A 22,011-nucleotide genomic window follows, 5' to 3' on the forward strand; every position below is an offset into this window, starting at 1 on the left:
AAAAGGACCTTTGGACCCATGACCGACTTTCACCCCGTGCGCCGCGCGTTGCTTTCCGTTTCCGACAAGACCGGGCTGATCGAGCTGGGAAAGGCGCTGGCTGAGCGTGGAATTGAGTTGCTGTCCACTGGTGGAACCGCCAAGGCACTGCGTGATGCGGGGCTTGAGGTTCGGGACGTCAGCGAGATCACCGGCTTCCCCGAGATGATGAATGGCCGTGTGAAAACGCTGCACCCGATGGTGCATGGCGGCCTTCTCGCGCTGCGCGACAATGACAGTCACGTCGCGGCCATGGATAAACATGGCATTGGTGCGATCGACCTGCTGATCGTGAACCTCTATCCGTTCGAGGCGACCGTGGCCAAAGGGGCCGACTATGACACCTGCATCGAGAATATTGATATCGGCGGTCCGGCGATGATCCGCGCGGCGTCCAAGAACCATGCATTTGTGAACGTGGTTGTGGATGTCGAAGATTATTCATCGCTGCTGGACCAGTTGGAAGAGAACTATGGCAAGACGTCCTATGGCTTCCGCCAATGGTTGGCTCAAAAGGCCTATGCCCGCACAGCGGCCTATGACACAGCTGTTTCGAACTGGATGGCTGATGCCCTACAGCTGGAGGCCCCCAAGCGCCGTGCCTTTGCCGGTGAGCTGAAACAGACCCTGCGCTATGGCGAGAACAGCCACCAGCAGGCGGCGTTTTATACCGATGGCACCAACCGCCCCGGCGTGGCGACCGCCTTTCAGCATCAGGGCAAGGAACTGAGCTACAACAACATCAACGACACCGACGCAGCCTTTGAGCTGGTTGCCGAGTTCAACCCTGCCGACACTGCCGCCTGCGCGATTATCAAACACGCCAACCCCTGCGGTGTCGCGACCGGAGCGAGTTTGCTGGACGCGTATAAATCGGCTTTCGATTGCGACCGGACCTCGGCCTTTGGCGGGATTGTTGCGCTCAACCAGCCTCTGGACGCGGAGACAGCGCAGGAAATCACCGGCATCTTCACCGAGGTCGTCATTGCCCCCGGTGCCTCGGATGAGGCGAAGGAGATCTTTGCCGCCAAGAAGAACCTGCGCCTGTTGACGACCGAGAGTCTGCCGGACGTGACCGCCGGTGGGAAAACCGTGCGTCAGGTGGCCGGTGGTCTTCTGGTCCAAGACAAGGATAACGGCTTTGTCGGCATGGATGACCTGAGAGTGGTCACCAAGAAGGCGCCGACCGACGAACAGATGCGAGACCTTCTGTTTGCGTGGAAAGTCGCCAAACACGTCAAATCCAACGCTATCGTCTACGTCAAGGACGGGGCGACCGTCGGGGTTGGCGCAGGCCAGATGAGCCGCGTCGACTCGGCGCTGATTGCGGCAAAGAAAGCCGAGCGTATGGCTGATGTGCTGGGATTGCCGCAGCCGCTGACCATCGGCTCAGCCGTGGCCTCGGATGCGTTCTTCCCCTTCCCAGACGGTCTGATGGAAGCGGCTGAGGCAGGTGCGACCTGCGTGATTCAGCCCGGCGGTTCAATGCGCGACGACGAAGTGATCGCTGCGGCAGACGAGGCTGGTCTGGCCATGGTCTTCACCGGCATGCGCCACTTCCGCCACTGATGCGCAGCCGTCTTTTGCTCTGGGCCGCACTCACGGCATTTCTGATCGACCAGATCAGCAAATATCTGGTCGTTCACGTGATGCGCGTGGCTGAGGGCAATATCGAGGTGCTGCCGCCGCTGCTTGTTTTCAAATACGGCGAGAATCGCGGGATCAACTTTGGCCTTTTCCAAGGCAACTCAGACGCTGCGCGGTGGGTTCTGATTGGCATTTCCGTGGCCGTCTGTATCGCGGTTGCGATCTGGCTGTGGCGGTCGGCCCCGACCAAGGTGATGCTGCTGAGTGGCGGACTGCTGATCGGTGGCGCGCTGGGCAATGTGGTTGATCGGGTGCTGTATGGCTATGTTCTGGATTTCTTGAACATGTCCTGTTGCGGCATCAACAATCCCTTCGTGTTCAATCTGGCGGATGTGTTCATCTTTGCCGGTGCCATCGGGCTGGTGTTGTTCGACAGTAAAAAGGCCTCGTGACGCGCCCGAAGAGATGCGTTAAAAGCACCTGAAACAGGTTGGAGACTCTGATGCGGTTGTCGCGCGCCCTAATTGCCATGATCCTTGGTGCAGCCGTTGCGGGCTGCAACAACCCCGGCCTGCGCGATCTTGACCCTCCGGGGGAAGGGCCGGATGAGTTCTCCGTGCTGCCGGTCAAACCCCTGACCCAGCCGAAGGACTATGCGTTTCTGCCGGCCCCTACACCGGGCGGTGGCAACCTGACGGATCCGAATCCGAACGCAGACGCCGTGGTGGCCCTTGGGGGCAACGCATCGGCGCTGAACCCGAATGCGGCGATCCCATCCTCGGATGCCGCGCTTGTAACAGCCTCAAGCCGTTATGGCGTTCCGGCGAACGCGCGCGCCGTGGTCGAGGCTGATGATGAAGCCTTCCGCAAGCGCCGTGGCCGTTGGACCGGTCTGCGCCTGTTCCCGGTCGACCGCTACCAGCAGGTTTACGAACGTCAGTCGATCGATCCCTTTGTCGAAACCGATGCAGCCCGTCGCATTGGGGTAGAGACACCGTCTTCACCTCCGAATGAATAATTCTTTAACTTTCTGTCATCTCCCTTGATCCCGACGGGCTCCACCGTAGTTTGAAGTCTAGAAACGAAACGGAGGATGCCCCATGGTTCGGGCTTTGGCACTATCTGCCGCCCTGATGGCAGCCACCCCGGTCCTGGCCGAGGACGGGAAAGAGGCGGTCACAACCTTCACTTTGGACAACGGCATGGATGTCGTCGTGGTCGAGGATCACCGCGCGCCAGTTGTGCAGCACATGGTCTGGTATCGCGCCGGATCGGCAGATGAGCCGATCGGGTCGTCCGGCGTGGCGCATTTCCTCGAACACTTGCTGTTCAAGGGCACCGATACTCTGGCACCGGGCGAATTCTCGGCCACGGTTGCGGCCAATGGGGGTAATGACAACGCCTTTACCTCCTATGACTACACAGCCTATTTCCAGCGCGTCGCGGCCGACCGGCTGGAGCTGATGATGCAGATGGAATCGGATCGGATGCGCAATATTCGCCTGTCTGAAGACGATATTGCCACCGAACGCGACGTGATTCTGGAAGAGCGGAACCAGCGCACTGACAACAACCCGCGCGCGCTGTTTGGCGAGCAGATGAACGCAGCGCAGTACCTCAACCACCGCTACGGCGTCCCGATCATCGGCTGGCGGCATGAGATGGAGACGCTGGACATGGAGGACGCGCTCTCCTTCTACCAGACGCACTACGCCCCCAATAACGCCATCCTTGTCGTGACCGGAGATGTCGACCCGGACGACGTGCGCAGCCTTGCGGATCAGTATTACGGCGTGATCCCGGCTAACCCGGACCTGCCGGAACGCATCCGCTCGCAGGAGCCTCCGCAAACGGCGGAACGTCGCCTGACCTACAAAGACCCACGTGTGTCGCAGCCCTATGTGCAGCGCAGCTACCTCGCCCCGGAACGCGATCCGGGTGCGCAGGAGAAAGCGGCCGCCCTGTTTCTATTGGCTGAACTGCTCGGGGGCGGAACGACCTCATATCTGAACGAGAAACTGCAATTCGAAGATCAGGTCGTTACCTATGCAGGCGCGTTCTACCGGGGGGTCTCACTGGATGACACCACCTTTGACCTTTTGGTTGTTCCGGCCGAAGGTGTCTCGCTGCAAGAGGCCGAGGATGCCATGGATCGGGTCGTGGCAGAGTTCATCGCCGAGGGCGTGAACGAAGAAGATCTTGACCGGATCAAGATGCAGCTGCGCGCCTCGCAGACCTACGCCCGAGACAATGTGGACGGCATCGGCAACCGCTATGGCCGTGCTCTGACCAGCGGCTTGACGGTTGAGGATGTACAGGCCTGGCCCGACGTCCTGCAGGCCGTGACCGGGGATGAAATCATCGCCGCCGCCCGCGAGGTTCTGCAACTGGAAAGCTCGGTCACCGGCTGGCTGATGAAGGATGATGAGGTGACCCAATGAAACGCATCTTCGCAACCTTGATCGCCTTTGTCATCGCGCTGCCCGCATGGGCCGAGATCGAGATTGAGGAGGTCACCTCGCCCGGTGGCATCACAGCGTGGCTGGTTGAGGATCATTCGATCCCGTTTGCAGCGCTAGAGCTACGCTTTCGCGGCGGCACCTCGCTGGATGACCCGGACAAGCGCGGTGCGGTCTACCTGATGAGCGGCCTGATTGAAGAGGGTGCGGGTGATATGGATGCCCGCACCTATGCGCGCGAGCTGGAGTCGCTGGCCGCCTCATTCAACTATAATGCCGGGGACGACTCGGTTTCGATCTCGGCCCGTTTCCTGACCGAAAACCGGGGCGAGGTGATTGATCTGCTGCGCACAACCTTGCTTGAGCCGCGCTTTGATGAAGACGCGGTGGAACGTGTGAAGGCGCAGATCCTGTCCGGCCTGCGCTCGGACCAGACCGATCCGAACGATATAGCCGGTCGCAGCTTTGCCGCTATGGCCTATGGCGATCATCCCTACGGGTCCGAGGGCAAAGGCACACTTGAAACCGTGGCAGCCTTGACGCGCGACGATGTAGTCACCGCTTATGAGAGCGTATTTGCTAAGGATCGCCTCTATGTGGGCGCTGTCGGCGACATTACCGCCGAAGAGCTGGGCGTACTTCTGGATACCTTGCTGCTGGACCTGCCCGAGACTGGCAAACCGATCCCGGAAAGGGCCGAGGTTCAGATTGAGGGCGGCGTAAGCGTGGTCGAATTCGACACGCCACAATCCGTGGCGCTGTTCTCGCAGAAAGGGATCGACCGTGACGATCCTGATTTCTTCGCGGCCTTTGTGCTGAATCACATCCTTGGCGGCGGCGGATTCGAAAGTCGCCTGATGCAAGAGGTGCGCGAAAAGCGCGGCCTGACCTACGGCGTCTATTCCTATCTTGCGCCCAAGGATCTTGCCTCGGTCTATCTGGGTTCGGTGTCGTCCTCCAACGATCGCATCGCCGAAGCCGTCGAGGTGATCCGCGACGAATGGGCCCGAGCGGCGTCCGAGGGTGTGACCCAGAAGGAGTTGGACGACGCCAAGACCTATCTGACCGGCGCCTATCCGCTTCGGTTTGATGGCAACGGCCGTATTGCCGGGATCATGGTCGGGATGCAAATGCAGGGTCTGCCAATCGACTATATCGCGACCCGCAACGACAAGGTGAATGCGGTGACGCTGGATGAGATCAACCGCGTGGCGTCCGAACTGCTGGACCCGGAGGGCCTGCACTTCACCATCGTCGGAAAACCCGAAGGTGTGGACGGCTGACGCCGTCCCTCCACGCTGAGGGCAGGGTACCTATTGATAACGAGCGATGCGCCGCTTACCGGATCGGCAACTCTCCGCCTTAACTAACCGTTAACGCGTCTTGGCCATACTTTAGCCAGAAATGTCGAGAATTCTGTGATAATCGGAATATGAGATGGGATTCCCTTGGTCCTCATCTCTTGTCACAGCTTGGGATGGATAGTGACGCTATGGTAGTTGCGATTATGGGATTGGGCACAGTTGCAGGGTTGCTGACCTTTGCGGCAGCTTTGATTCTTGGCCAGTCCCTGCTCAGCGCATTTGCACTTTACGTGGTGGCTGGCGTCCTGACCTCGCTGCTGGTCGCCGCAGGGATCTATTTCAGAAGCTCTTGAGCTAGCTGTAGTCGAAACAAAGCCCTACGGCTAAACATTCAGCCTTCAAGCGTTAGCCCTCTTTCGCCGCCCGCAGCATCTGACCCATCATCTGGCCAAACTTACCCGAGCCGCGCTGATACAAGGCTCCATCAACCGCCATGATTGTGCCGCTGATATAGCTGGCCGTATCTGAGCTGAGGAAGAGGCAAGCGTTGGCCACGTCCTGCGGTTGGCCCCAACGGCCCAATGGAACGTCCTTACGCAGCGCTTCGCCCGCATCGGGTGTTGGCGCAAGGCGTTTGGCCCCTTCGGTGCCCTCGATGAAACCAGGCACGACCGAGTTCACACGGATGCCTTCGACGCCCCATTCCATGGACAGGGTTCGGGTGATCTGATCAACGCCCGCCTTTGCCGCGCAGACATGAGCCTGCCCTTCGTACGGCAGATAGGATTGCGGGGCCGAGATGTTGATGATGCTGCCACCGGGACGTTTGAGGTAGGGATAAGCCCCTTTCAGAACATGAACGGTACCCATCAGATCGATGTCGACTACGGTCTTGAACGCATTGACCGACATCTCGGACATCAGCGCCGGGAAATTCCCCGCCGCACCTGACACCAGCACGTCGAAATCGCCAAACGCATCATGGAACTGTTTCAACCCCGCCGCCACGGCGTCCGGATCGCGCACGTCAAACGCCGCACCGATGGCCTCTGCCGCGCCTGCCGCTTTCAGCGCAGCGACCGTGTCATCCACTTTCTCTTGTGAACGGCTGGCAACCGCCAACCTCGCGCCCGAGGCCGCAAAGGCCTCGGCAATGCCCCGGTTAATACCGCTGGTGCCGCCAATGACGATGACGGTTTTGTTTTCAAAGTCCATGTGGGCCTCCCGTGATGCGGGAGCCCTACTCGCCGTAGGGCACCCAGATGTTTTTCACTTCGGTCGCAGCCTGAAGGAAGCGGCGGGAATGGTCCATGCTCCAATCAAATGCCGTCGCGTTATTGACCCAGGTCCGTTTCAGGTTCCCGGCTGAGACTGCTTCGATGTCCTTGGACAGATCGGTGGACGAGAAGGACCAGACCGCGTCGACGTTCAGGTGCGAGGCCAGCGGTTTTGCCAATTCCGCATGGCTGCCGGTCAGGATATTGACTACACCTGCGGGCACGTCCGAGGTTTCGAGGATCTGATAGAAATCCGTCGCCGCCAGCGGATACGGCTCCGACGCCGCCAACACCACCCGGTTCCCCATCGAAATCGCAGGGGCCATCGCCGAGACCAGACCCAGCAGCGGCGCCTCATCCGCGCAGAGCGCACCGATCACGCCGACGGGTTCTTTCATGGCAATTGCTACGCCACGGATCGGAACGCCATGCACCTGACCGTCAAATTTGTCGGCCCAGGCCGCTGCGGTGAACAGGCGCTGGATCGAGGCCTCGACCTCTTTCGCACCGTCTTTTTTGCCGGTCATGGCGTCGATACGGGCGGCGAATTCACCCGCGCGGGCCGAGAGGTTCTCGCCAATATAGTAAAGGATCTGTGCCCGCAGATGACCGGTGGTCTTGGACCAGCCTTTCGCGTCCGCCGCGGCCTCGACCGCGTTGCGAACGTCCTTGCGGTTCGCCAAACCCACATGGCCTAGCAGGCCGGATTTGCCCCAGATGGGCTTGGAATACCCGCCGTCGGGCCGCGCCTGCTTGCCGCCGATATACATCTTGGCGGTGCGGTCGATGGGGTCCACCGAGGCACCTTCGCCCATGGTCGCCTCGACCTTCGCCAGAGGCTTGGCTTTGCCCTTGGGCTTCGTGTAGGCCGTCAGCCCCTCCCATCCGCCTTCGCGGCCAAAACCGCTTTCGCGTACTCCGCCGAACCCGGCGGCGGCGTCGAACAGGTTGGTCGCGTTGACCCAGACCACGCCCGCAACCAGCTTGGGCGCGATATCCAGTGCGAGGTTCACATTCTCGGTCCAGACCGTTGCGGCCAGGCCGTAGCGGGTGTTGTTCGCCAGCTCGACAGCCTCAGCCGGGGTGCGGAAGGTCGAGGAGACCAGAACCGGGCCAAAAATCTCCTCCTGCATCAGCGGGTCCGAGGTCTCGAGCCCCGAGATCAGCGTCGGAGGGTAGTAGCAGCCGTTTTCCGGCAGCTCACAGGCTGCGTGGTAGACATGGCCTGCGGTGTTGCTGTCGATCAAGGATTTGATGGTCTGCAGCTGAACCGGGTCCACAACCGCGCCGACGTCGATGCATTTGTCCAGCGGATCACCGATGCGCAAGCCGTCCATCCGGGCGCGCAGCTTGTCGTGAAAGCGGTCGGTAACGCCCTCTTGCACCAGCAGACGGGACCCTGCACAGCAAACCTGCCCCTGATTGAACCAGATCGCATCTACCAGCCCCTCGATCGCACTGTCGATGTCAGCGTCGTCGAAGACGATATAGGCGGACTTGCCGCCCAGCTCCAAGGTCAGCTCCTTACCCGAGCCCGCAGTCGCCTCGCGGATACGCCGCCCCACAACGGTCGAGCCGGTAAACGCGATCTTGTCCACGTCCGCGTTCACGATCATCTCACCCACCGCGCCGTCTCCGGTCACGATATTGACGACGCCTTTGGGTAGCCCGGCCTGTGAGCAGATATCAGCGAACAGCAGCGCGGTCAGCGAGGTATATTCGGCCGGTTTCAACACCACCGTATTCCCCATCGCAAGCGCGGGCGCGATCTTCCAGGCCAGCATCAACAAAGGGAAGTTCCACGGGATGATCTGCCCGCACACGCCCAAGGCCTCAGCATCGGGCAACTCGCTCTCCATCAGTTGCGCCATACCGGCGTGGTAGTAGAAGTGTCGCTGCGCCAGAGGGATGTCGATGTCACGCGATTCACGGATCGGCTTGCCGTTATCCATGCTCTCCAGCACGGCAAAAAGGCGCGAATGTTTCTGCAACAGCCGCGCAATGGCATAGAGATACCGCGCCCGGCCTGCGCCGCCCAGTTTCTCCCACTTGGGTTGCGCCTTGCGGGCCGCAGCGACGGCCGCGTCCACATCCGCCTGCTTGGCCTGGGTCAGCTTGGCCAGAACCTCTCCGGTCGCGGGATTGCTGCTTTCGAACCCTTTGCCCGGTTTGGTGAAACTCCCGTCGATATAGTGACCGAACGCATCGCCCTGATCGACCAGCCAGGCCAATGCCTCAGCTGCGCTTTCGGGGGCGGGGCCATAGTCCATGGTCTCGAAGATTTCTTTGACTGTCATTGTTCTTTTCCTCAGCCCATGGAGTGACGATAACCGGCGGAATACGCGCCCGTCACATAATGTTCCAACTGCCGTTCGATATCGCCCAGAAGTGACGAGGCGCCAAAGCGGAAAAGGTCCGGCTCCAGCCAGCGGTCGCCCAGCTCATCCTTGATCAGCGACAGATAAACCAAGGCATCCTTGGCCTTGGAGATACCGCCCGCAGGCTTGTACCCCACGCGATACCCGGTGCGGTCATAGTAGTCGCGGATCGCGCGGATCATCACCAGCGAGACGGGCAGGGTGGCGTTGACGCTTTCCTTACCGGTCGAGGTCTTGATGAAATCCGCCCCGGCCATCATGCACACCAGTGAGGCGCGGGCGACGTTGCGCAGGCTGCCCAGCTCTCCGGTCGCCAGAATGGCTTTGACATGGGCATCGCCGCAGGCAGCGCGGAAGGCCTTCATCTCATCATACAAAGCCTGCCAATCGCCCGACAGCACATGGCGGCGCGAGATGACGATGTCGATCTCTTCAGCTCCGGCTTTCACGCTTTCTTCGATTTCCGCCACGCGCAAATGGAACGGCGACAGGCCAGCCGGAAACCCGGTGGAGACCGCAGCAACCGGTATCCCAGTGCCTTTCAAAGCGGCAACGGCAGTCTCGATCATGTCGTGATAGACGCAGACGGCCCCGGTTGTGATCGCAGGCATATCCAGCGCTTGCAAAGTTGCTGGCGCAACCGGCTGGCGCGCTTTAGCGCACAAACGGCGCACGCGCCCCACCGTGTCGTCACCTGACAGGGTGGTGAGGTCGATCATCGTGACCGCCTTCAGCAGCCACGCGGCCTGATAGTCCTTCTTCACCGACCGCCGACCGGGCAGGGTTGCTGCCCGGCGCTCGATCGCTGAGGTATTGGCCTGAACGGCCCTTACCCAATCCAGATCAAGGTCCATTCCAGGGTTTCTGGGTTCAGTGACTTGCGGCAGATGCGCGGTGCGCACGGGGCTGTCTGAGCGCTGCGGTTCCATTCTCACATCCTTTGGGAGGTTTGCGCCAAAATCGCACGGCTTGGCGGTAAATGGAAGGCAGCAGAGCGGTTTCGAGGGAGTTTTTTGACCATTTGGACAAATAAATTGGGATTTTGTTGCGACTAATTCGCAATAGCATTGACTTAGTTGCGAGTCGTTCTCATATTTAATCGCAACAGGGTCCGAATTCCGGAGATCAACCATGATTCGTCGCAGTTTCCTTGCTGCTCTCGCTATCGCCGCGGCCATGCCGCTTGCTGCATGGGCGCAGGCGCCGCTGAAGGTCGTGGCGACGACCGGCATGATTGCCGACGCCGTTCGACAGGTCGGCGGCGATCAGGTTGAAGTAAAGGGCCTCATGGGTCCCGGCGTTGATCCGCATGCCTATCGCCAGACCCGCAGCGATATCGTCGCCATGACCCGCGCGGATCTGGTGCTGTGGCACGGTCTCTACCTTGAGGCGCAGATGGAAGATTTCTTTGAAGACCTCGGCCGCAAGCAGACCGTGGTTGCCGTGGCCGAAAGCGTTGATAACTCGAAGCTGCGCGCGCATGATGACTATGCCGACAAATATGACCCGCATATCTGGATGAGCCCGGCCCTTTGGGCTGATGTGGTCACCAAGGTCCAAGAGACACTAACCGAGGCCCGACCCGAGGCTGCCGAGATTTTTGCCGCAAACGCACAGGTGCATCTGTCCGAGCTGGACGCTCTGACAGCCTATGCAGAACAGGCCCTGACCGCAGTGCCCGAAGACAGCCGCGTTCTACTGACCGCACATGACGCCTTTGGCTATTTCGGTGCGGCCTATGGCTATGAAGTAATGGGCGTGCAAGGCATCTCGACCCAGTCCGAGGCCGGTCTGAATCGGATCGGAGAGCTGGTCGATACTCTGGTCGACCGCCAGTTGACCGCCGTATTCGTGGAAAGCTCGGTCTCGGATCGCTCGATGCGCGCGCTGATCGAAGGGGCTGCGGCCAAGGGGCACAAAGTCTCGGTCGGTGGGGAGCTGTATTCCGATGCCATGGGCGAGCCAGGTACCTATGAGGGCACCTATGTCGGCATGCTGGATCACAATATCACCGTGATCGCAGGGGCCTTGGGGGCGGATGTTCCAGATCAGGGTCTGAACGGCAAACTGTCTGCGGGGTTTTGAGTGATGCTAGAGCTTGCAGCGGTTCAGGGTGTTTCCGTCGAAGACCAAGGGATTGAGGCCAGCCCGCTGGCGGTGCGGGGTCTAACAGTCTCATACGGTCAGAAGCCTGCCGTATTCTCCGTGGATATGACGGTTCAGCCGGGGGCGATGACCGCGATTATCGGCCCAAATGGGGCAGGGAAATCGACACTCCTGAAAGCGGCGCTTGGGATCGTGACGCCCTTGTCAGGGCAGGTGACTGTATTTGGTCAACCGCTCGAGGCACAGCGTGCCCGGATCGCCTATGTCCCGCAGCGCGCCAGTGTTGACTGGGATTTTCCGACCCGCGTGATTGATGTGGTTCTCATGGGCCTGTCGCGTCAACTGGGCCTGTTGGGCCGTGTTCGCGCGCGGCACAAAGCGGCAGCGATGGATTGCCTGAACCGCGTTGGCATGCGCGACTTTGCGGATCGTCAGATCGGTCAGCTTTCAGGTGGCCAGCAACAGCGCGTGTTTCTGGCACGTGCCTTGGCGCAGGACGCCGATCTGTATCTCTTGGACGAGCCCTTCGCTGGTGTCGATGCGGCCACCGAAAAAGCCATCATCGCGGTGCTGAAATCGCTGAAAGAGGCGGGCAAGACCGTTGTGGTCGTGCATCACGACCTGGCCACGGTCTCGGACTACTTTGATCATGTCTTCCTGATCAACACGCGCAAGATCGCCGAAGGCTCGGTGGCGCAGGCCTTTACCGCCGAAACCCTGCAATCCGCATACGGAGGCCGCTTGGCCACCGCCCAAATCGACCAGATTTCGCGCGCGCTGGGGTAGGGAATGCTCTGGGATGCGCTCAGCCTGCAGCTTGGCTACAACGCCACGCTGGTCGCTATTGGTGCAAGCTTGCTGGGAGTCTCAGCCGGCGTGACTGGCACCTTTCTATTTTTGCGCAAACGCGCGCTGGTCAGCGACGCGATCAGCCATGCGACTTTACCGGGGGTCTGCCTGGCCTTCATGTTGCTGGTCGCCCTTGGTGAAGACGGGCGCAACCTGCTGGGTCTGCTGGCGGGATCGGCTGTGTCAGCCTGGGTTGGTCTGCTATGCCTGAACTGGTTAACCCGCCACACGCGACTGGCCGAAGATGCCGCCATCGGCGCGGTTTTGTCGGTGTTCTTTGGTTTTGGCATCGTCCTGTTGACCGTCATTCAGACTATGGGCGTTGGTCGGCAAGCGGGGTTGGAGGGCTTCCTTCTCGGATCAACCGCCGGGATGCTGTGGGCGGATGCCTTGATCATCGCGATCGGAGGTGCGGCGACTCTGGTGCTTGTGATGATCCTGCGCCGCCCGATGACTTTGGTGGCGTTTGATCCCGAATATGCCGCGGCCCGGGGCTTGCCCGTGCATCGCATTGACCTCGCGATGATGGGGTTTGTGATGGCGGTCACTGTGGTCGGCCTGAAAATCGTCGGCCTGATCCTGATCGTGGCTTTGCTGATCATCCCTCCGGTCACCGCGCGGTTCTGGTCCGAGCGGTCGGATCGCGTTGTCTTGTTGGCCGGTCTCGCGGGCGGTTTTGCAGGCTATATCGGCGCCGCCCTGTCGGCCACTGCGCCGAACTTGCCGACCGGGCCAATCATCGTTCTGGTCAGCTTCGCCTTCTTTGTCCTGTCCCTGTTCCTCGCCCCGGTCCGAGGGATTCTGGCCGCCGTTCTGCGCCATCTGAGGTTCCAACGTCGGGTGCATATCCGGCAAGGGCTGTTGGCTTTGGCGCAAGGCCAGAAAATCTACGAGCCTTTGACCCTGCGCCTGTTGCGCCGGGCTGACCTTGTACGCGCCGATGGCGTGGCGACCGAGGCTGGCAAAGCCCGCGCTGCAAAAGCGTTGCGCGATGAAAAGCGGTGGGAGGTCGTGCGCGCGGATCAGGCGCATGAGGCGACTGCCGCGCTATACGATGGCCTGCGTGACATCGAAACCGTACTGACCAAGGATCAGATCGCGGAAATAGACCACCGCATCGGCGGACCACAGGGGGTTCCGACATGAGTGGTGCGGAATTCGTACCCCTGTCGTTGACGCCGCTGCTGATCGGCACCTTTGCGGCGATCGCCTGCGCCTTGCCCGGCAACTTCCTCGTGCTGCGCAAACAGGCCCTGATCGGGGATGCGATCAGCCATGTGGTGCTGCCCGGTATCGTTGTGGCCTTTCTGCTGACCGGAGCGATCTCGACCTGGCCCATGATGCTGGGCGCGGCGGGGGCGGCGATCGTTGCCGTTGTTCTGATCGAGGCGATCCGGAGGCTGGGTCAAATCGAACCGGGCGCGGCGATGGGCGTGGTCTTTACCACCATGTTCGCGGGAGGCGTGCTGCTGTTGGAGCAGACGGATACCTCAACCGTGCATCTGGATGTGGAACATGCGCTTTACGGCAATCTGGAAAGCCTGATCTGGCTGGATGCGACGGGCTGGTCCTCACTTTGGGACTTGCAGGCCTTGGCCGGGCTGCCGCCTGAACTGCCTCGGATCGCGGTGACGATGCTGGGTGTTCTGCTGTTCACATGGCTCTTCTGGCGGCCGCTGAAAATCTCGACCTTCGATGAGGGGTTCGCGCGCACCATGGGCATCCGCACGGGCGCGCTTGGGCTGGCGTTGGTCATCGTCGCCGCGATCGCCGCTGTTGCCGCCTTTGATGCGGTCGGCTCGATCATCGTGATCGCCATGTTCATCTGCCCCCCGGCTGCGGCACGCATGATGACCAACCGGCTGGAGACGCAAATCGCCTGGAGCGTGGGTTTCGCCATCCTCTCAGCCGTGTCGGGCTATGTTCTGGCCGGGTATGGCCCGCTTTGGCTGGGCGCGGCGGATGCGGTCAGCGCGGCCGGGATGATCGCCACCATGTCCGGCGTGATCCTGGCCCTGACCGCCATTTTCGGCCCGTGCCGCACCCGAGTGGGTGCGCACACACCTGCGTGAAGCGGCACTTTCCTGCCACTGGTTCCCGCAGGTCATCGGCTGAACTTTGCCCAGAGTAAATAAAGATGACTCTTAATAAGCAATTTAACTAATTGCATGTTACGTCAATTACATTACCGGCTAACAACTACCACTCACTTCGGTAAGTCCGGGCAGGGTTCGGTGAGGGCGGCACAGCCAGCCCCCGAACACTGTCCGGCCCCCCTCCTCTCTTATTCAGAAAGATCGGCCGTTACTACGGTTCAATCCGGTGGCAGAATCGGGCTGTGATGTGCTAGGTCTGGTGGTATGGCGCAGACGACCCCCAATATCAGCGAAACACGACCCGTTATCCGGCAGCTCGACGATGCTGCGATCAACCGCATCGCGGCGGGTGAGGTTGTCGAGCGCCCGGCCTCGGCCGTCAAGGAACTGGTTGAAAATGCCATCGACGCCGGAGCCACCCGCATTGCCATAGATATCGCGGATGGGGGCAAGACCTTGATTCGTGTCACCGATGATGGCTGTGGTATCGCGCCCGAGGATTTGCCGCTGGCCATGTCGCGCCATGCGACCTCGAAAATCGACGGATCCGATCTGTTGAACATTCACACATTCGGCTTTCGGGGTGAGGCTTTGCCCTCGCTCGGCGCGGTGGGTCGTTTGTCGATCACCAGCCGTGTTCCAGGGGCGGATACGGCGTCAATTGCGGTTTCGGGCGGCAAGATGGAGGCGGTGAAGCCCGCCGCCCTTCGCGCAGGAACAGTGGTCGAGCTGCGCGATCTGTTCTTCGCCACGCCGGCGCGGCTCAAGTTCATGCGCACCGACCGGGCCGAGGCGCAGGCCATTGGCGATACGGTCAAACGCCTCGCTATGGCTGAGCCTGCCGTCACGTTCACCTTGCGCGATGTTTCGGGCGGAGGTGAGGGCCGCGTGACCTTCCGCGCCGACCGCGAGAATGGCGATCTTTTCGATGCCCTTCACGCCCGTCTGGCCCGCGTGATCGGGCGCGAGTTCGCCGAAAACGCCTTGCAGATTGACGCGACCCGCGAAGGTATTCGGTTGTACGGGTACGCTGCCCTTCCGACCTATTCGCGCGGGGCTGCGGTTGCGCAATATCTGTTCGTCAATGGCCGTCCAGTCCGTGACAAGATGCTGACTGGCGCGCTTCGGGCCGCGTATTTTGATTTCCTCAGCCGCGACCGACACCCGGCTGCGGCGCTTTTCATCGACTGCGATCCGACGCTGGTAGACGTCAATGTGCACCCAGCCAAGTCAGAGGTTCGGTTCCGCGATCCGGGCGTTGCGCGCGGTTTGATCGTTTCCTCCCTACGTCACGCGCTGGCCGAAGCCGGGCATCGGGCGTCCTCGACCGTTGCCAACGCGACTTTGGGCGCGATGCGGCCCGAGGCGCCGCAGCCTACCCCTGCGCGGGTCTACCAGATGGACCGGCCGTCGCAGGCGGCCCGGCAAGCCGCGTATCGGGCGCAATCCCCCGGCTTTGCTGAATTGGCAAGGGACTATAGCGGCAGCATTGTCGAGCCCGCCCCGGTTGTGACCCCGGTGACCGCTGAAGAACCTGTGCCGCAGGACCTGCCCTTGGGGGCCGCACGCGGGCAGGTGCATGAGAATTATATCATAGCCCAAACCGCCGACGGGATGGTCATCGTCGACCAGCACGCCGCGCATGAGCGGTTGGTCTATGAAAAACTCAAAACGCAGATGGCCGAGAACGGTATCGCCGCGCAGGCTTTGCTGATCCCCGAGATCGTCGAGCTGTCCGAAGGCGATTGCGCACGGTTGATGGCGGTGGCCGATGACCTCTCACGCCTTGGCCTGACGCTGGAGCCTTTTGGCGGCGGTGCCATTGCCGTGCGCGAAACCCCTGCCATTCTGGGCGAGGTCGATGCCCGGGCGATGATCCTGGATATCCTCGATGAGCTTGCCGATCAGGGCGACAGTCAGATGGTGCAGGCGCGGATTGAGGCGATCCTCAGCCGCGTTGCCTGCCATGGTTCGATCCGCTCTGGCCGCCGGATGCGGGCCGAGGAAATGAACGCCCTGCTGCGCGAGATGGAGGCCACCCCGCATTCCGGCCAATGCAACCACGGGCGACCCACTTATGTTGAACTGAAACTCAGCGATATCGAGCGCCTGTTCGGGCGCAGTTGATCCGGTCACGCAAAGCGTCTAAAAAAGATAGAAACAAAACGAGAACATACAGGTTTATATGATCGAGCTTGCAGGCACCCAATATGCACTGAATGACCCCGTAATCCTCGTTGCGGGTGGCGTTCTGGCGCTGATCCTTTTGTTGCTGTTCCTGTCGCTACGGGCGTCGCAGCGTTCCGCGCGGATGGCAGAACCTCTGGCGCGTCAGATGGCACATCTGGGGCAACATGTGCAGGCCTTGGGGCAGGGGCAGGAGCAATTGCGCGGCGGGTTGCAGAATGTCTCGGACACGCAGGCCAATGCGCAGGTGCAGGTGATCCAAACGGTCGAAGCCCGCTTGTCCTCGGTACAGCAGCAGATGAATGACCGGCTGGCCGACAATGCCATGAAATCAGCCCGCGCGCTGGCTGAGATGCAGGAGCGGATGAAGGAATCTCTGCACGGGTCCTCTAAGCAGACCGCGACCTCGCTGACTCAGCTGCAGGAGCGGTTGGCCGCCATCGACAAGGCTCAGGACAACATCACCAAGCTGTCCGGCGATGTGTTGTCGCTGCAGGATATTCTGTCGAACAAACAGACTCGGGGCGCGTTTGGTGAGATTCAGCTGAATGACATCGTCTCTAAGGCGTTGCCGCATGACAGTTTCCAGCTGCAGGAGACTCTCTCGAACGGACGCAGGGCGGATTGTCTGATCCATCTGCCGAACCCTCCGGGGCCGATTGTGATCGACAGCAAATTCCCGTTGGAGGCCTATGAGGCGCTGATTGGCTCGACCAATGACGCCGAGCTGAAGGCGGCGGTTCAGATGTTCCGCAGCACGGTGCGCAAACACATCAACGATATTGCCGAGAAATACATTCTGGATGGCGAAACCGCCGATGGCGCGCTGATGTTCCTGCCCTCCGAGGCGGTCTATGCCGAGTTGCACGCCAAGTTCCCCGAATTGGTGCAGGAGAGTTTTACCAAACGCGTCTGGATCGTGTCGCCGACCACCTGTATGGCGACGCTGAACACGATGCGCGCGATCCTAAAAGACGCACGGATGCGGGAACAAGCAGGCGCCATCCGCAAAGAACTTGGGATGCTACACAAGGATGTCGAGCGTCTGGGCGACCGCGTTGCCAATTTGGATCGCCATTTCGGGCAGGCGGCCAAGGACATTTCGGACATCAAGATCAGTGCGGAAAAAGCTGGCCGCAGGGCGCAACGGCTTGATAACTTTGATTTTGAGGAATTGGCGCCAGAGGCCCCGTCGGAGGTCGTCCCTTTAACGCGGCACGAGGGCTGAGTGCGCATCCTGACAGACAGGTTGCTGAATGAAAAATGCGGCGCACCCGCCAGAAATTGACCAACTGCTGAGAACGGCCGAGCAGAACGCGGAGCAGATCGTTGGCCTGTTGCGAATGGGGGTGGCAGCGGGCCTGGGCGTCTTTTTCCTTGTCACGATCCAACCGGTTTCGAACAGCGGACATGCGGTTCTTGAGCGCCAATGGGCGTTCGCGTTCGGAACCCTCTTTGCCTATTTCCTGCTTGGCTTCGTCACATGGGCAGCGGCCCGCAGGGGGCGCTTTTCGGGTTGGATGGCATGGCCTGTGTCGGGTGCGGATTCTATTTTCCTGATTGTCTCGGTTTGGTTGGGCTTGCTCAATACCGGCCTTGTCGGGGACGAGGTCTTCGTTTTGCCTGCCGTATGGCTGGTCCCTGTGGTTCTGGCTTTCGGAGTATTGCGCGGCAACCCCAAGGTCATGTTGATGCAGGTTGTCTTGCTGTCGCTTGGATTCGCGTTCCTGATCGGGATAGATGCGGGATCCGCGCGGGGTCATACAGACAGTCCTATCTGGCTGTTTCTGGCACCCCCACCCAACCTGATCCGTGTCTTCATGATCGCCCTGGCCGGGGTGGTTCTGATCGTCGCCGCAAGGCGGGTTCACAAGTTGCTGTTCCAATCCATAACCGAGGCGCAGCGTCGCGCGAACCTGACGCGCTACCTGCCCTCGCAGGTCGTTCAAGACCTCGGCGACAGCGGATTGGCAGCTTTGAAAAACGGACGCCGCCAAAAGGCCGGTTTGATTTTCATCGATCTACGCGGATTCACGACACTGTCGCAACAGCTGGAACCGGATGAGGTCTCTGAACTGGTCTCAGACTACAGGCGTCGGGTCTCAACCGTCGTGCGTCGGGAAAACGGTATCATCGACAAGTTCATCGGAGACGCCGTCATGATCGTGTTTGACGGCGAGCAGGCCGCAAAACGCTGCCTGAACTGCGGCGCAGGACTGTTGGACGAAATGGCCCGCTGGACTGCCGAGCGCAAATCGGCGGGCCTTCCGTCACTTGGCACCGGAATCGGCTTGCATTGGGGTGAGGTTTTTCTCGGCGTGATAGGCGATCAGGACAGGCTGGAGTTTTCGGTTTTTGGAGACGCGGTGAACATAGCCGCACGACTTGAAAGCCTGACCCGCGATCTGGAAATGGACTTGATCGTCTCGAACGACCTTGTGACAGCGGCTGGAGGGCCAGGCCTCTTGGACGGGCTGGTCAGCATCCCCCCGATCGAGGTCAAGGGCCGCAGCGGCGCGCTAGAGCTGTTGGGGATTCCCTTAAAGTCTGAAAACGCCGACGATCATATCGGGGCCATGTAGCACCTTACTGGATCGACAGATCCAGATTGTAGCCAACGGTTTTGCCCGTATCCCGGTCATTGCCCATCAGGTACACGCGGATCGTATAGTCCCCGTCCTCGGGCAGATCGATGCGGGCAGTGTTGCCGTCAATCGAGCCGTTATAGATCGCGACGCCATCGCTACCGGGGGGCAGGATGTTGAAATAGACCACACCATTGCCATTGGTGTCGCTGACCTTGAGATCGGCAAACATCTCTTGCCCGGCTTTCGCGCCGAGAGAGTAGTCAAAATACTCATCTCCGGTCACGGTACCGTTGACCATTGTGCCAAAGTTGCCTGGCTCGAACTTCACATCAGCCTTCATCTGGGCAGACGCAATCGTGGCAAAGCACGCAAAGCCAAGCGCGATCAAACATGTTCGGGTCATGAATTATCTCCTGTCAGAGGCAGTTCTGATCCGAAATATACATGATCAGATCCGCAGGAAGGGCTGGAAAAGGCGCGGCATCAGTTTGCTAAACTTCAGCGGTGCGTCCGTAACGGCCAGACAGATGCAATCCTCGGTGATGTCGGCCGTCGGCGTGTGATGCAGATCTTCATCTGCAATCTCGACATCGCCGCGTGCGAAGCGATCAACCTCATCCGAAAAGGCGCCCTGAAGAACCATTGTCAGTTCCGTGCCGTTGTGGCTGTGATCCGGGACGGCGACACCTGCGGGAATGAACAGCAAGCGGGCGGTGGCCTCTTTGCTGGTCGGCAGGATCGCCTGTTTCACGCCCATGCCAATCGGTTTCCACTGAATGTCATCAACTGTCCCACCGACGTAGTCTTGCAGGGGGGTCGGCAGGATGGCGCAGCCCGGACGAGCGGGCTTGGGGGTCGGTGCGCCTTGAGAAATCAGGGCCATCGTCGCGGCAAGGGATGTGTCACTCATACTGATGGCGTCTGGTTGTTCATCCAGAACATGTCCGCCCACGGCCTCATAGCTTTCGGCGCGCGCACGGCAGTGGTCGCAAAGCGACAGATGGGTTGCGACCATCAGGTCGAACGCCTCGGGCAGCGAGCCGGCGGCATAGGCCATCAGCAGCTCATCTGTCAGGTGATGTTTAATCGACTGGCTCATCTTGCTCATCTCAGTTCATCGCGTGGCGCAAGCGGTCCAGCGCCAACCTAATACGTGATTTGATCGTTCCCAGGGGCAACCCGGTCTGAGACGCAATCTCGCGGTGACTCAAATCACCGAAATACGCCTTCTCGATCAGTTCTCTCTGCGCTTCGGGCAACGCCAGCATGGCGGTGCGCAGCTGCGCGGTTTCCTGTTGCAGCGCAAGGACATCGTCTTGGTCCGGCTCAGCCTCGGGGCCCCATCCCAGTTCCTCGGGTTCAGGGCGACGTTGCTTGCGCAGTACGTCAATGCGCTTGTTCCGAGCGATGGTGAACACCCAAGTGGCCACCGTGGCCCGCGACGGATCGAACAGATGGGCCTTGTGCCACAAGGTCGCCATCACCTCTTGCGCGCACTCTTCGGCCAGCGCAGCGTCTGATCCTGACTTCATCAGGAACGCCTTGATACGCGGCGCGAAATGCTGGAACAGCTCGGCAAAAGCCGCCTGGTCCTGCGCGTCTCGGATGCGCCTGACATGTTCCACCCACTCGGTCCTGGTGTCGCAACTGCCGTTCGTTCCGTTCACCTGTCTACCCTTGATGCGTTTCTTTGCGCGCCAAGGCTGAGGGGCGGCCTGTTCAGCCGCAGGTTCGTCCAAGGTCACGGTATTGATCTCGGTAAACATAACCGGATTACGCGGGGGGCACCAAGGCGGATCACTTTCATGCGACAAAAAAAGTCCAAACCGGGGTGGATTCCGTATTTCAAATAACGTCTCTTTTCTGAAAAGGGCGCAAGTCGAACAATTTACGGGCAAAGCAGGACGCGCGGCGGAATGAAAAATATCGACCACATAGCAGGTTACACCTATCACGGTCGCAAAGGGGCGATTGAAAACGCCTTTCGCTATTCGGTCGATTACATCCTGCTGGACCCCGAGGCCGATCTGTCCACGCCGCTGCTTTTTTCGGTCGACCGCGTGAACATCACCAATTGGCGCAGCTCGGATCACGGTGGTGAACCGGGGCAGGGGATCGGAGCCCCATGGCTGCGCGCCCGGTTTGAGGAATTGGAGGTGCCCCAGCCTGCGCAGATCATGCTACTGACTCAGCCGAGAGTTTTGGGCCATGTTTTCAACCCGGTCAGTTTCTGGTTCTGTTTCGATCGGGATCGGCAGCTTTATGCTGTGGTTGCCGAGGTCACGAACACTTACGGGACACGCCACAGCTATGTCTGCCACAAGCCGGGTTTCGCGGTCATCGACCCCTCGGACCGGGTGGTGGCGGACAAGCTGATGCATGTGTCGCCCTTCCAAAAGATTGAGGGTAATTACACGTTCCGCTTCGACTATCGTCCCGACCGTGTTGGGGTTTGGATCGACTATGGGCGTGAAGGAGGCGGGCTGATCGCCACGCTGACGGGTCCGCGCCAGCCGCTGACCAACCGCTCTATTCTGTGGTCTTTGCTGCGCCGTCCGTTTGGTGCACGGCGCACCTTCGTGCTGATCGTGTGGCAGGCAATCAAGCTGTGGATCAAAAAAGCCCGGTTTCGTCCGTTCCGCACGGCCCCTGTACCGGATCAGCCGGTGTCGCGGGTTCGGCGATAGTTGCCCCTCTGTTTGCGTAAGATCAAAGACTCAGGGCGCGTGTCGAGGTCTGATGTGTCGAAACCGCGAACAAGAGGAGCTGAAGGCATGTTGGAAATTTCGGCAAGGAAAGTGGCTCAGGTTGCCATGATGGGGCGTGAACTGGGACGGGCCGAAGGTGAGCTACGCGCCTTTGTCGACCGGATGAGCGAGGATGAGCAGGCCGAGCTGGTCGCCATCATGTGGATCGGACGCGAAAGCTTCTTCGCCGAGGATCTTGCCGAGGCCGTTGCCACCGCCAAATCCGAGGCCTCAACCCCATGCGCCGACTATCTGATCGGCACACCGCATCTGTCGGACCACCTTGAGAACGGGTTGGATGCGTTGGGCATATCGGCTGAGGATATCGAGAACGATCTGATGTAGCCGAAGGCTTAGGGTAGCGCGCGCCATCGCGCTCCATCTTCCTAAAGAA

The 22,011-nt window shown here is 60.3% G+C and carries 21 protein-coding genes; 15 read left to right on the forward strand and 6 right to left on the reverse strand.

Features of this window, described 5'->3' with window-relative positions:
* The first annotated feature begins 18 nt into the window (after positions 1-18).
* The 6 genes from purH (at position 19) to ACP15L_RS15680 (ending at position 5,742) form a co-directional block, all read left to right on the forward strand.
* Positions 19-1,608: a bifunctional phosphoribosylaminoimidazolecarboxamide formyltransferase/IMP cyclohydrolase gene (gene purH, locus ACP15L_RS15655; RefSeq protein WP_425084893.1), complete on the forward strand. Its 1,590-nt coding sequence runs from the start codon at positions 19-21 to the stop codon at positions 1,606-1,608.
* Complete coding sequence (gene lspA / locus ACP15L_RS15660; RefSeq protein WP_170701020.1) at positions 1,608-2,078, forward strand: signal peptidase II; 471 nt, start codon at positions 1,608-1,610, stop codon at positions 2,076-2,078. Before purH ends, lspA begins: the two co-directional genes overlap by 1 nt.
* A gap of 50 nt (positions 2,079-2,128) precedes the next feature.
* Positions 2,129-2,644, forward strand: a complete 516-nt coding sequence (locus ACP15L_RS15665) for a DUF3035 domain-containing protein (RefSeq protein WP_425084894.1) — start codon at positions 2,129-2,131, stop codon at positions 2,642-2,644.
* Positions 2,645-2,726: 82 nt separating this feature from the next.
* On the forward strand, positions 2,727-4,067 hold the full coding sequence (locus ACP15L_RS15670) for a M16 family metallopeptidase (protein WP_425084895.1): 1,341 nt from the start codon (positions 2,727-2,729) through the stop codon (positions 4,065-4,067).
* Positions 4,064-5,368, forward strand: coding sequence for a M16 family metallopeptidase (locus ACP15L_RS15675; RefSeq protein ID WP_425084896.1), 1,305 nt, complete (start codon positions 4,064-4,066; stop codon positions 5,366-5,368). Before ACP15L_RS15670 ends, ACP15L_RS15675 begins: the two co-directional genes overlap by 4 nt.
* 209 nt (positions 5,369-5,577) lie before the next feature.
* Positions 5,578-5,742: a hypothetical protein gene (locus tag ACP15L_RS15680; RefSeq protein ID WP_170379318.1), complete on the forward strand. Its 165-nt coding sequence runs from the start codon at positions 5,578-5,580 to the stop codon at positions 5,740-5,742.
* A gap of 52 nt (positions 5,743-5,794) precedes the next feature.
* Here the strand turns inward: ACP15L_RS15680 and ACP15L_RS15685 are convergent, their stop codons facing one another.
* From ACP15L_RS15685 to deoC, 3 genes are read right to left on the reverse strand one after another with little or no spacing between them, the layout of a single operon-like run.
* The gene (locus tag ACP15L_RS15685; protein ID WP_425084897.1) at positions 5,795-6,604 is read right to left on the reverse strand and encodes an SDR family oxidoreductase; all 810 of its coding nucleotides are present in this window, start codon (positions 6,602-6,604) and stop codon (positions 5,795-5,797) included.
* A gap of 25 nt (positions 6,605-6,629) precedes the next feature.
* Positions 6,630-8,963: an aldehyde dehydrogenase family protein gene (locus tag ACP15L_RS15690; RefSeq protein WP_425084898.1), complete on the reverse strand. Its 2,334-nt coding sequence runs from the start codon at positions 8,961-8,963 to the stop codon at positions 6,630-6,632.
* 11 nt (positions 8,964-8,974) lie between these two features.
* Entirely contained in the window at positions 8,975-9,973 is a 999-nt protein-coding gene (deoC, locus tag ACP15L_RS15695) for a deoxyribose-phosphate aldolase (RefSeq protein WP_170459705.1), read from the reverse strand.
* Positions 9,974-10,175: 202 nt separating this feature from the next.
* Here deoC and ACP15L_RS15700 point away from each other — a divergent pair, with 202 nt between their 5' ends.
* From ACP15L_RS15700 to ACP15L_RS15730, 7 genes are all read left to right on the forward strand, one after another.
* Positions 10,176-11,129 carry a metal ABC transporter solute-binding protein, Zn/Mn family gene (locus tag ACP15L_RS15700; RefSeq protein WP_425084899.1) on the forward strand — a complete coding sequence of 318 codons (954 nt, stop codon included), beginning with the start codon at positions 10,176-10,178 and terminating at the stop codon, positions 11,127-11,129.
* 3 nt (positions 11,130-11,132) lie between these two features.
* Positions 11,133-11,936: a metal ABC transporter ATP-binding protein gene (locus tag ACP15L_RS15705; RefSeq protein WP_170528763.1), complete on the forward strand. Its 804-nt coding sequence runs from the start codon at positions 11,133-11,135 to the stop codon at positions 11,934-11,936.
* A 3-nt stretch (positions 11,937-11,939) separates the two neighbouring features.
* Entirely contained in the window at positions 11,940-13,145 is a 1,206-nt protein-coding gene (locus tag ACP15L_RS15710) for a metal ABC transporter permease (RefSeq protein WP_425084900.1), read from the forward strand.
* Positions 13,142-14,071: a metal ABC transporter permease gene (locus ACP15L_RS15715; RefSeq protein ID WP_425084901.1), complete on the forward strand. Its 930-nt coding sequence runs from the start codon at positions 13,142-13,144 to the stop codon at positions 14,069-14,071. Before ACP15L_RS15710 ends, ACP15L_RS15715 begins: the two co-directional genes overlap by 4 nt.
* Before the next feature lie 288 nt (positions 14,072-14,359).
* The gene (mutL, locus tag ACP15L_RS15720) at positions 14,360-16,222 is read left to right on the forward strand and encodes a DNA mismatch repair endonuclease MutL (RefSeq protein WP_425084902.1); all 1,863 of its coding nucleotides are present in this window, start codon (positions 14,360-14,362) and stop codon (positions 16,220-16,222) included.
* A gap of 58 nt (positions 16,223-16,280) precedes the next feature.
* Positions 16,281-17,510: a DNA recombination protein RmuC gene (locus tag ACP15L_RS15725; RefSeq protein ID WP_425084903.1), complete on the forward strand. Its 1,230-nt coding sequence runs from the start codon at positions 16,281-16,283 to the stop codon at positions 17,508-17,510.
* A gap of 28 nt (positions 17,511-17,538) precedes the next feature.
* Positions 17,539-18,864 (forward strand): adenylate/guanylate cyclase domain-containing protein, encoded by a 1,326-nt coding sequence (locus ACP15L_RS15730; RefSeq protein ID WP_425084904.1) that lies wholly within the window; start codon positions 17,539-17,541, stop codon positions 18,862-18,864.
* Positions 18,865-18,868: 4 nt separating this feature from the next.
* Here the strand turns inward: ACP15L_RS15730 and ACP15L_RS15735 are convergent, their stop codons facing one another.
* From ACP15L_RS15735 to ACP15L_RS15745, 3 genes are read right to left on the reverse strand one after another with little or no spacing between them, the layout of a single operon-like run.
* On the reverse strand, positions 18,869-19,273 hold the full coding sequence (locus ACP15L_RS15735; protein ID WP_425084905.1) for a hypothetical protein: 405 nt from the start codon (positions 19,271-19,273) through the stop codon (positions 18,869-18,871).
* Positions 19,274-19,318: 45 nt separating this feature from the next.
* Positions 19,319-19,969, reverse strand: a complete 651-nt coding sequence (locus ACP15L_RS15740; protein WP_425084906.1) for a ChrR family anti-sigma-E factor — start codon at positions 19,967-19,969, stop codon at positions 19,319-19,321.
* Between the two features lie 10 nt (positions 19,970-19,979).
* Positions 19,980-20,495 carry a sigma-70 family RNA polymerase sigma factor gene (locus tag ACP15L_RS15745; RefSeq protein WP_425084919.1) on the reverse strand — a complete coding sequence of 172 codons (516 nt, stop codon included), beginning with the start codon at positions 20,493-20,495 and terminating at the stop codon, positions 19,980-19,982.
* 291 nt (positions 20,496-20,786) lie between these two features.
* Between ACP15L_RS15745 and ACP15L_RS15750 the strand changes: the two genes are divergently transcribed.
* A complete protein-coding gene (locus tag ACP15L_RS15750) occupies positions 20,787-21,557 on the forward strand; it encodes a DUF1365 domain-containing protein (RefSeq protein WP_425084907.1) in 771 nt (256 codons plus the stop codon).
* Positions 21,558-21,644: 87 nt separating this feature from the next.
* Entirely contained in the window at positions 21,645-21,962 is a 318-nt protein-coding gene (locus ACP15L_RS15755) for a DUF3775 domain-containing protein (protein ID WP_170473213.1), read from the forward strand.
* The last annotated feature ends 49 nt before the right edge of the window (positions 21,963-22,011 follow it).

Source organism: Ruegeria profundi, assembly GCF_049800715.1.
Classification (GTDB): Bacteria; Pseudomonadota; Alphaproteobacteria; order Rhodobacterales; family Rhodobacteraceae; genus Ruegeria; species Ruegeria profundi_A.

What these genes read in the sequence shown, in the direction of transcription:
- ACP15L_RS15665 (WP_425084894.1), top strand. Translation starts at nt 2,129, where the DNA reads ATGCGGTTGTCGCGCGCCCTAATTGCCATGATCCTTGGTGCAGCCGTT.
- ACP15L_RS15750 (WP_425084907.1), top strand. Translation starts at nt 20,787, where the DNA reads ATGAAAAATATCGACCACATAGCAGGTTACACCTATCACGGTCGCAAA.
- ACP15L_RS15710 (WP_425084900.1), top strand. Translation starts at nt 11,940, where the DNA reads ATGCTCTGGGATGCGCTCAGCCTGCAGCTTGGCTACAACGCCACGCTG.
- ACP15L_RS15730 (WP_425084904.1), top strand. Translation starts at nt 17,539, where the DNA reads ATGAAAAATGCGGCGCACCCGCCAGAAATTGACCAACTGCTGAGAACG.
- ACP15L_RS15740 (WP_425084906.1), bottom strand. Translation starts at nt 19,969, where the DNA reads ATGAGCCAGTCGATTAAACATCACCTGACAGATGAGCTGCTGATGGCC.
- ACP15L_RS15675 (WP_425084896.1), top strand. Translation starts at nt 4,064, where the DNA reads ATGAAACGCATCTTCGCAACCTTGATCGCCTTTGTCATCGCGCTGCCC.
- purH (WP_425084893.1), top strand. Translation starts at nt 19, where the DNA reads ATGACCGACTTTCACCCCGTGCGCCGCGCGTTGCTTTCCGTTTCCGAC.
- ACP15L_RS15685 (WP_425084897.1), bottom strand. Translation starts at nt 6,604, where the DNA reads ATGGACTTTGAAAACAAAACCGTCATCGTCATTGGCGGCACCAGCGGT.
- ACP15L_RS15735 (WP_425084905.1), bottom strand. Translation starts at nt 19,273, where the DNA reads ATGACCCGAACATGTTTGATCGCGCTTGGCTTTGCGTGCTTTGCCACG.
- deoC (WP_170459705.1), bottom strand. Translation starts at nt 9,973, where the DNA reads ATGGAACCGCAGCGCTCAGACAGCCCCGTGCGCACCGCGCATCTGCCG.
- ACP15L_RS15700 (WP_425084899.1), top strand. Translation starts at nt 10,176, where the DNA reads ATGATTCGTCGCAGTTTCCTTGCTGCTCTCGCTATCGCCGCGGCCATG.
- ACP15L_RS15690 (WP_425084898.1), bottom strand. Translation starts at nt 8,963, where the DNA reads ATGACAGTCAAAGAAATCTTCGAGACCATGGACTATGGCCCCGCCCCC.
- ACP15L_RS15755 (WP_170473213.1), top strand. Translation starts at nt 21,645, where the DNA reads ATGTTGGAAATTTCGGCAAGGAAAGTGGCTCAGGTTGCCATGATGGGG.
- mutL (WP_425084902.1), top strand. Translation starts at nt 14,360, where the DNA reads ATGGCGCAGACGACCCCCAATATCAGCGAAACACGACCCGTTATCCGG.
- ACP15L_RS15680 (WP_170379318.1), top strand. Translation starts at nt 5,578, where the DNA reads ATGGTAGTTGCGATTATGGGATTGGGCACAGTTGCAGGGTTGCTGACC.
- ACP15L_RS15725 (WP_425084903.1), top strand. Translation starts at nt 16,281, where the DNA reads ATGATCGAGCTTGCAGGCACCCAATATGCACTGAATGACCCCGTAATC.
- ACP15L_RS15705 (WP_170528763.1), top strand. Translation starts at nt 11,133, where the DNA reads ATGCTAGAGCTTGCAGCGGTTCAGGGTGTTTCCGTCGAAGACCAAGGG.
- ACP15L_RS15715 (WP_425084901.1), top strand. Translation starts at nt 13,142, where the DNA reads ATGAGTGGTGCGGAATTCGTACCCCTGTCGTTGACGCCGCTGCTGATC.
- lspA (WP_170701020.1), top strand. Translation starts at nt 1,608, where the DNA reads ATGCGCAGCCGTCTTTTGCTCTGGGCCGCACTCACGGCATTTCTGATC.
- ACP15L_RS15670 (WP_425084895.1), top strand. Translation starts at nt 2,727, where the DNA reads ATGGTTCGGGCTTTGGCACTATCTGCCGCCCTGATGGCAGCCACCCCG.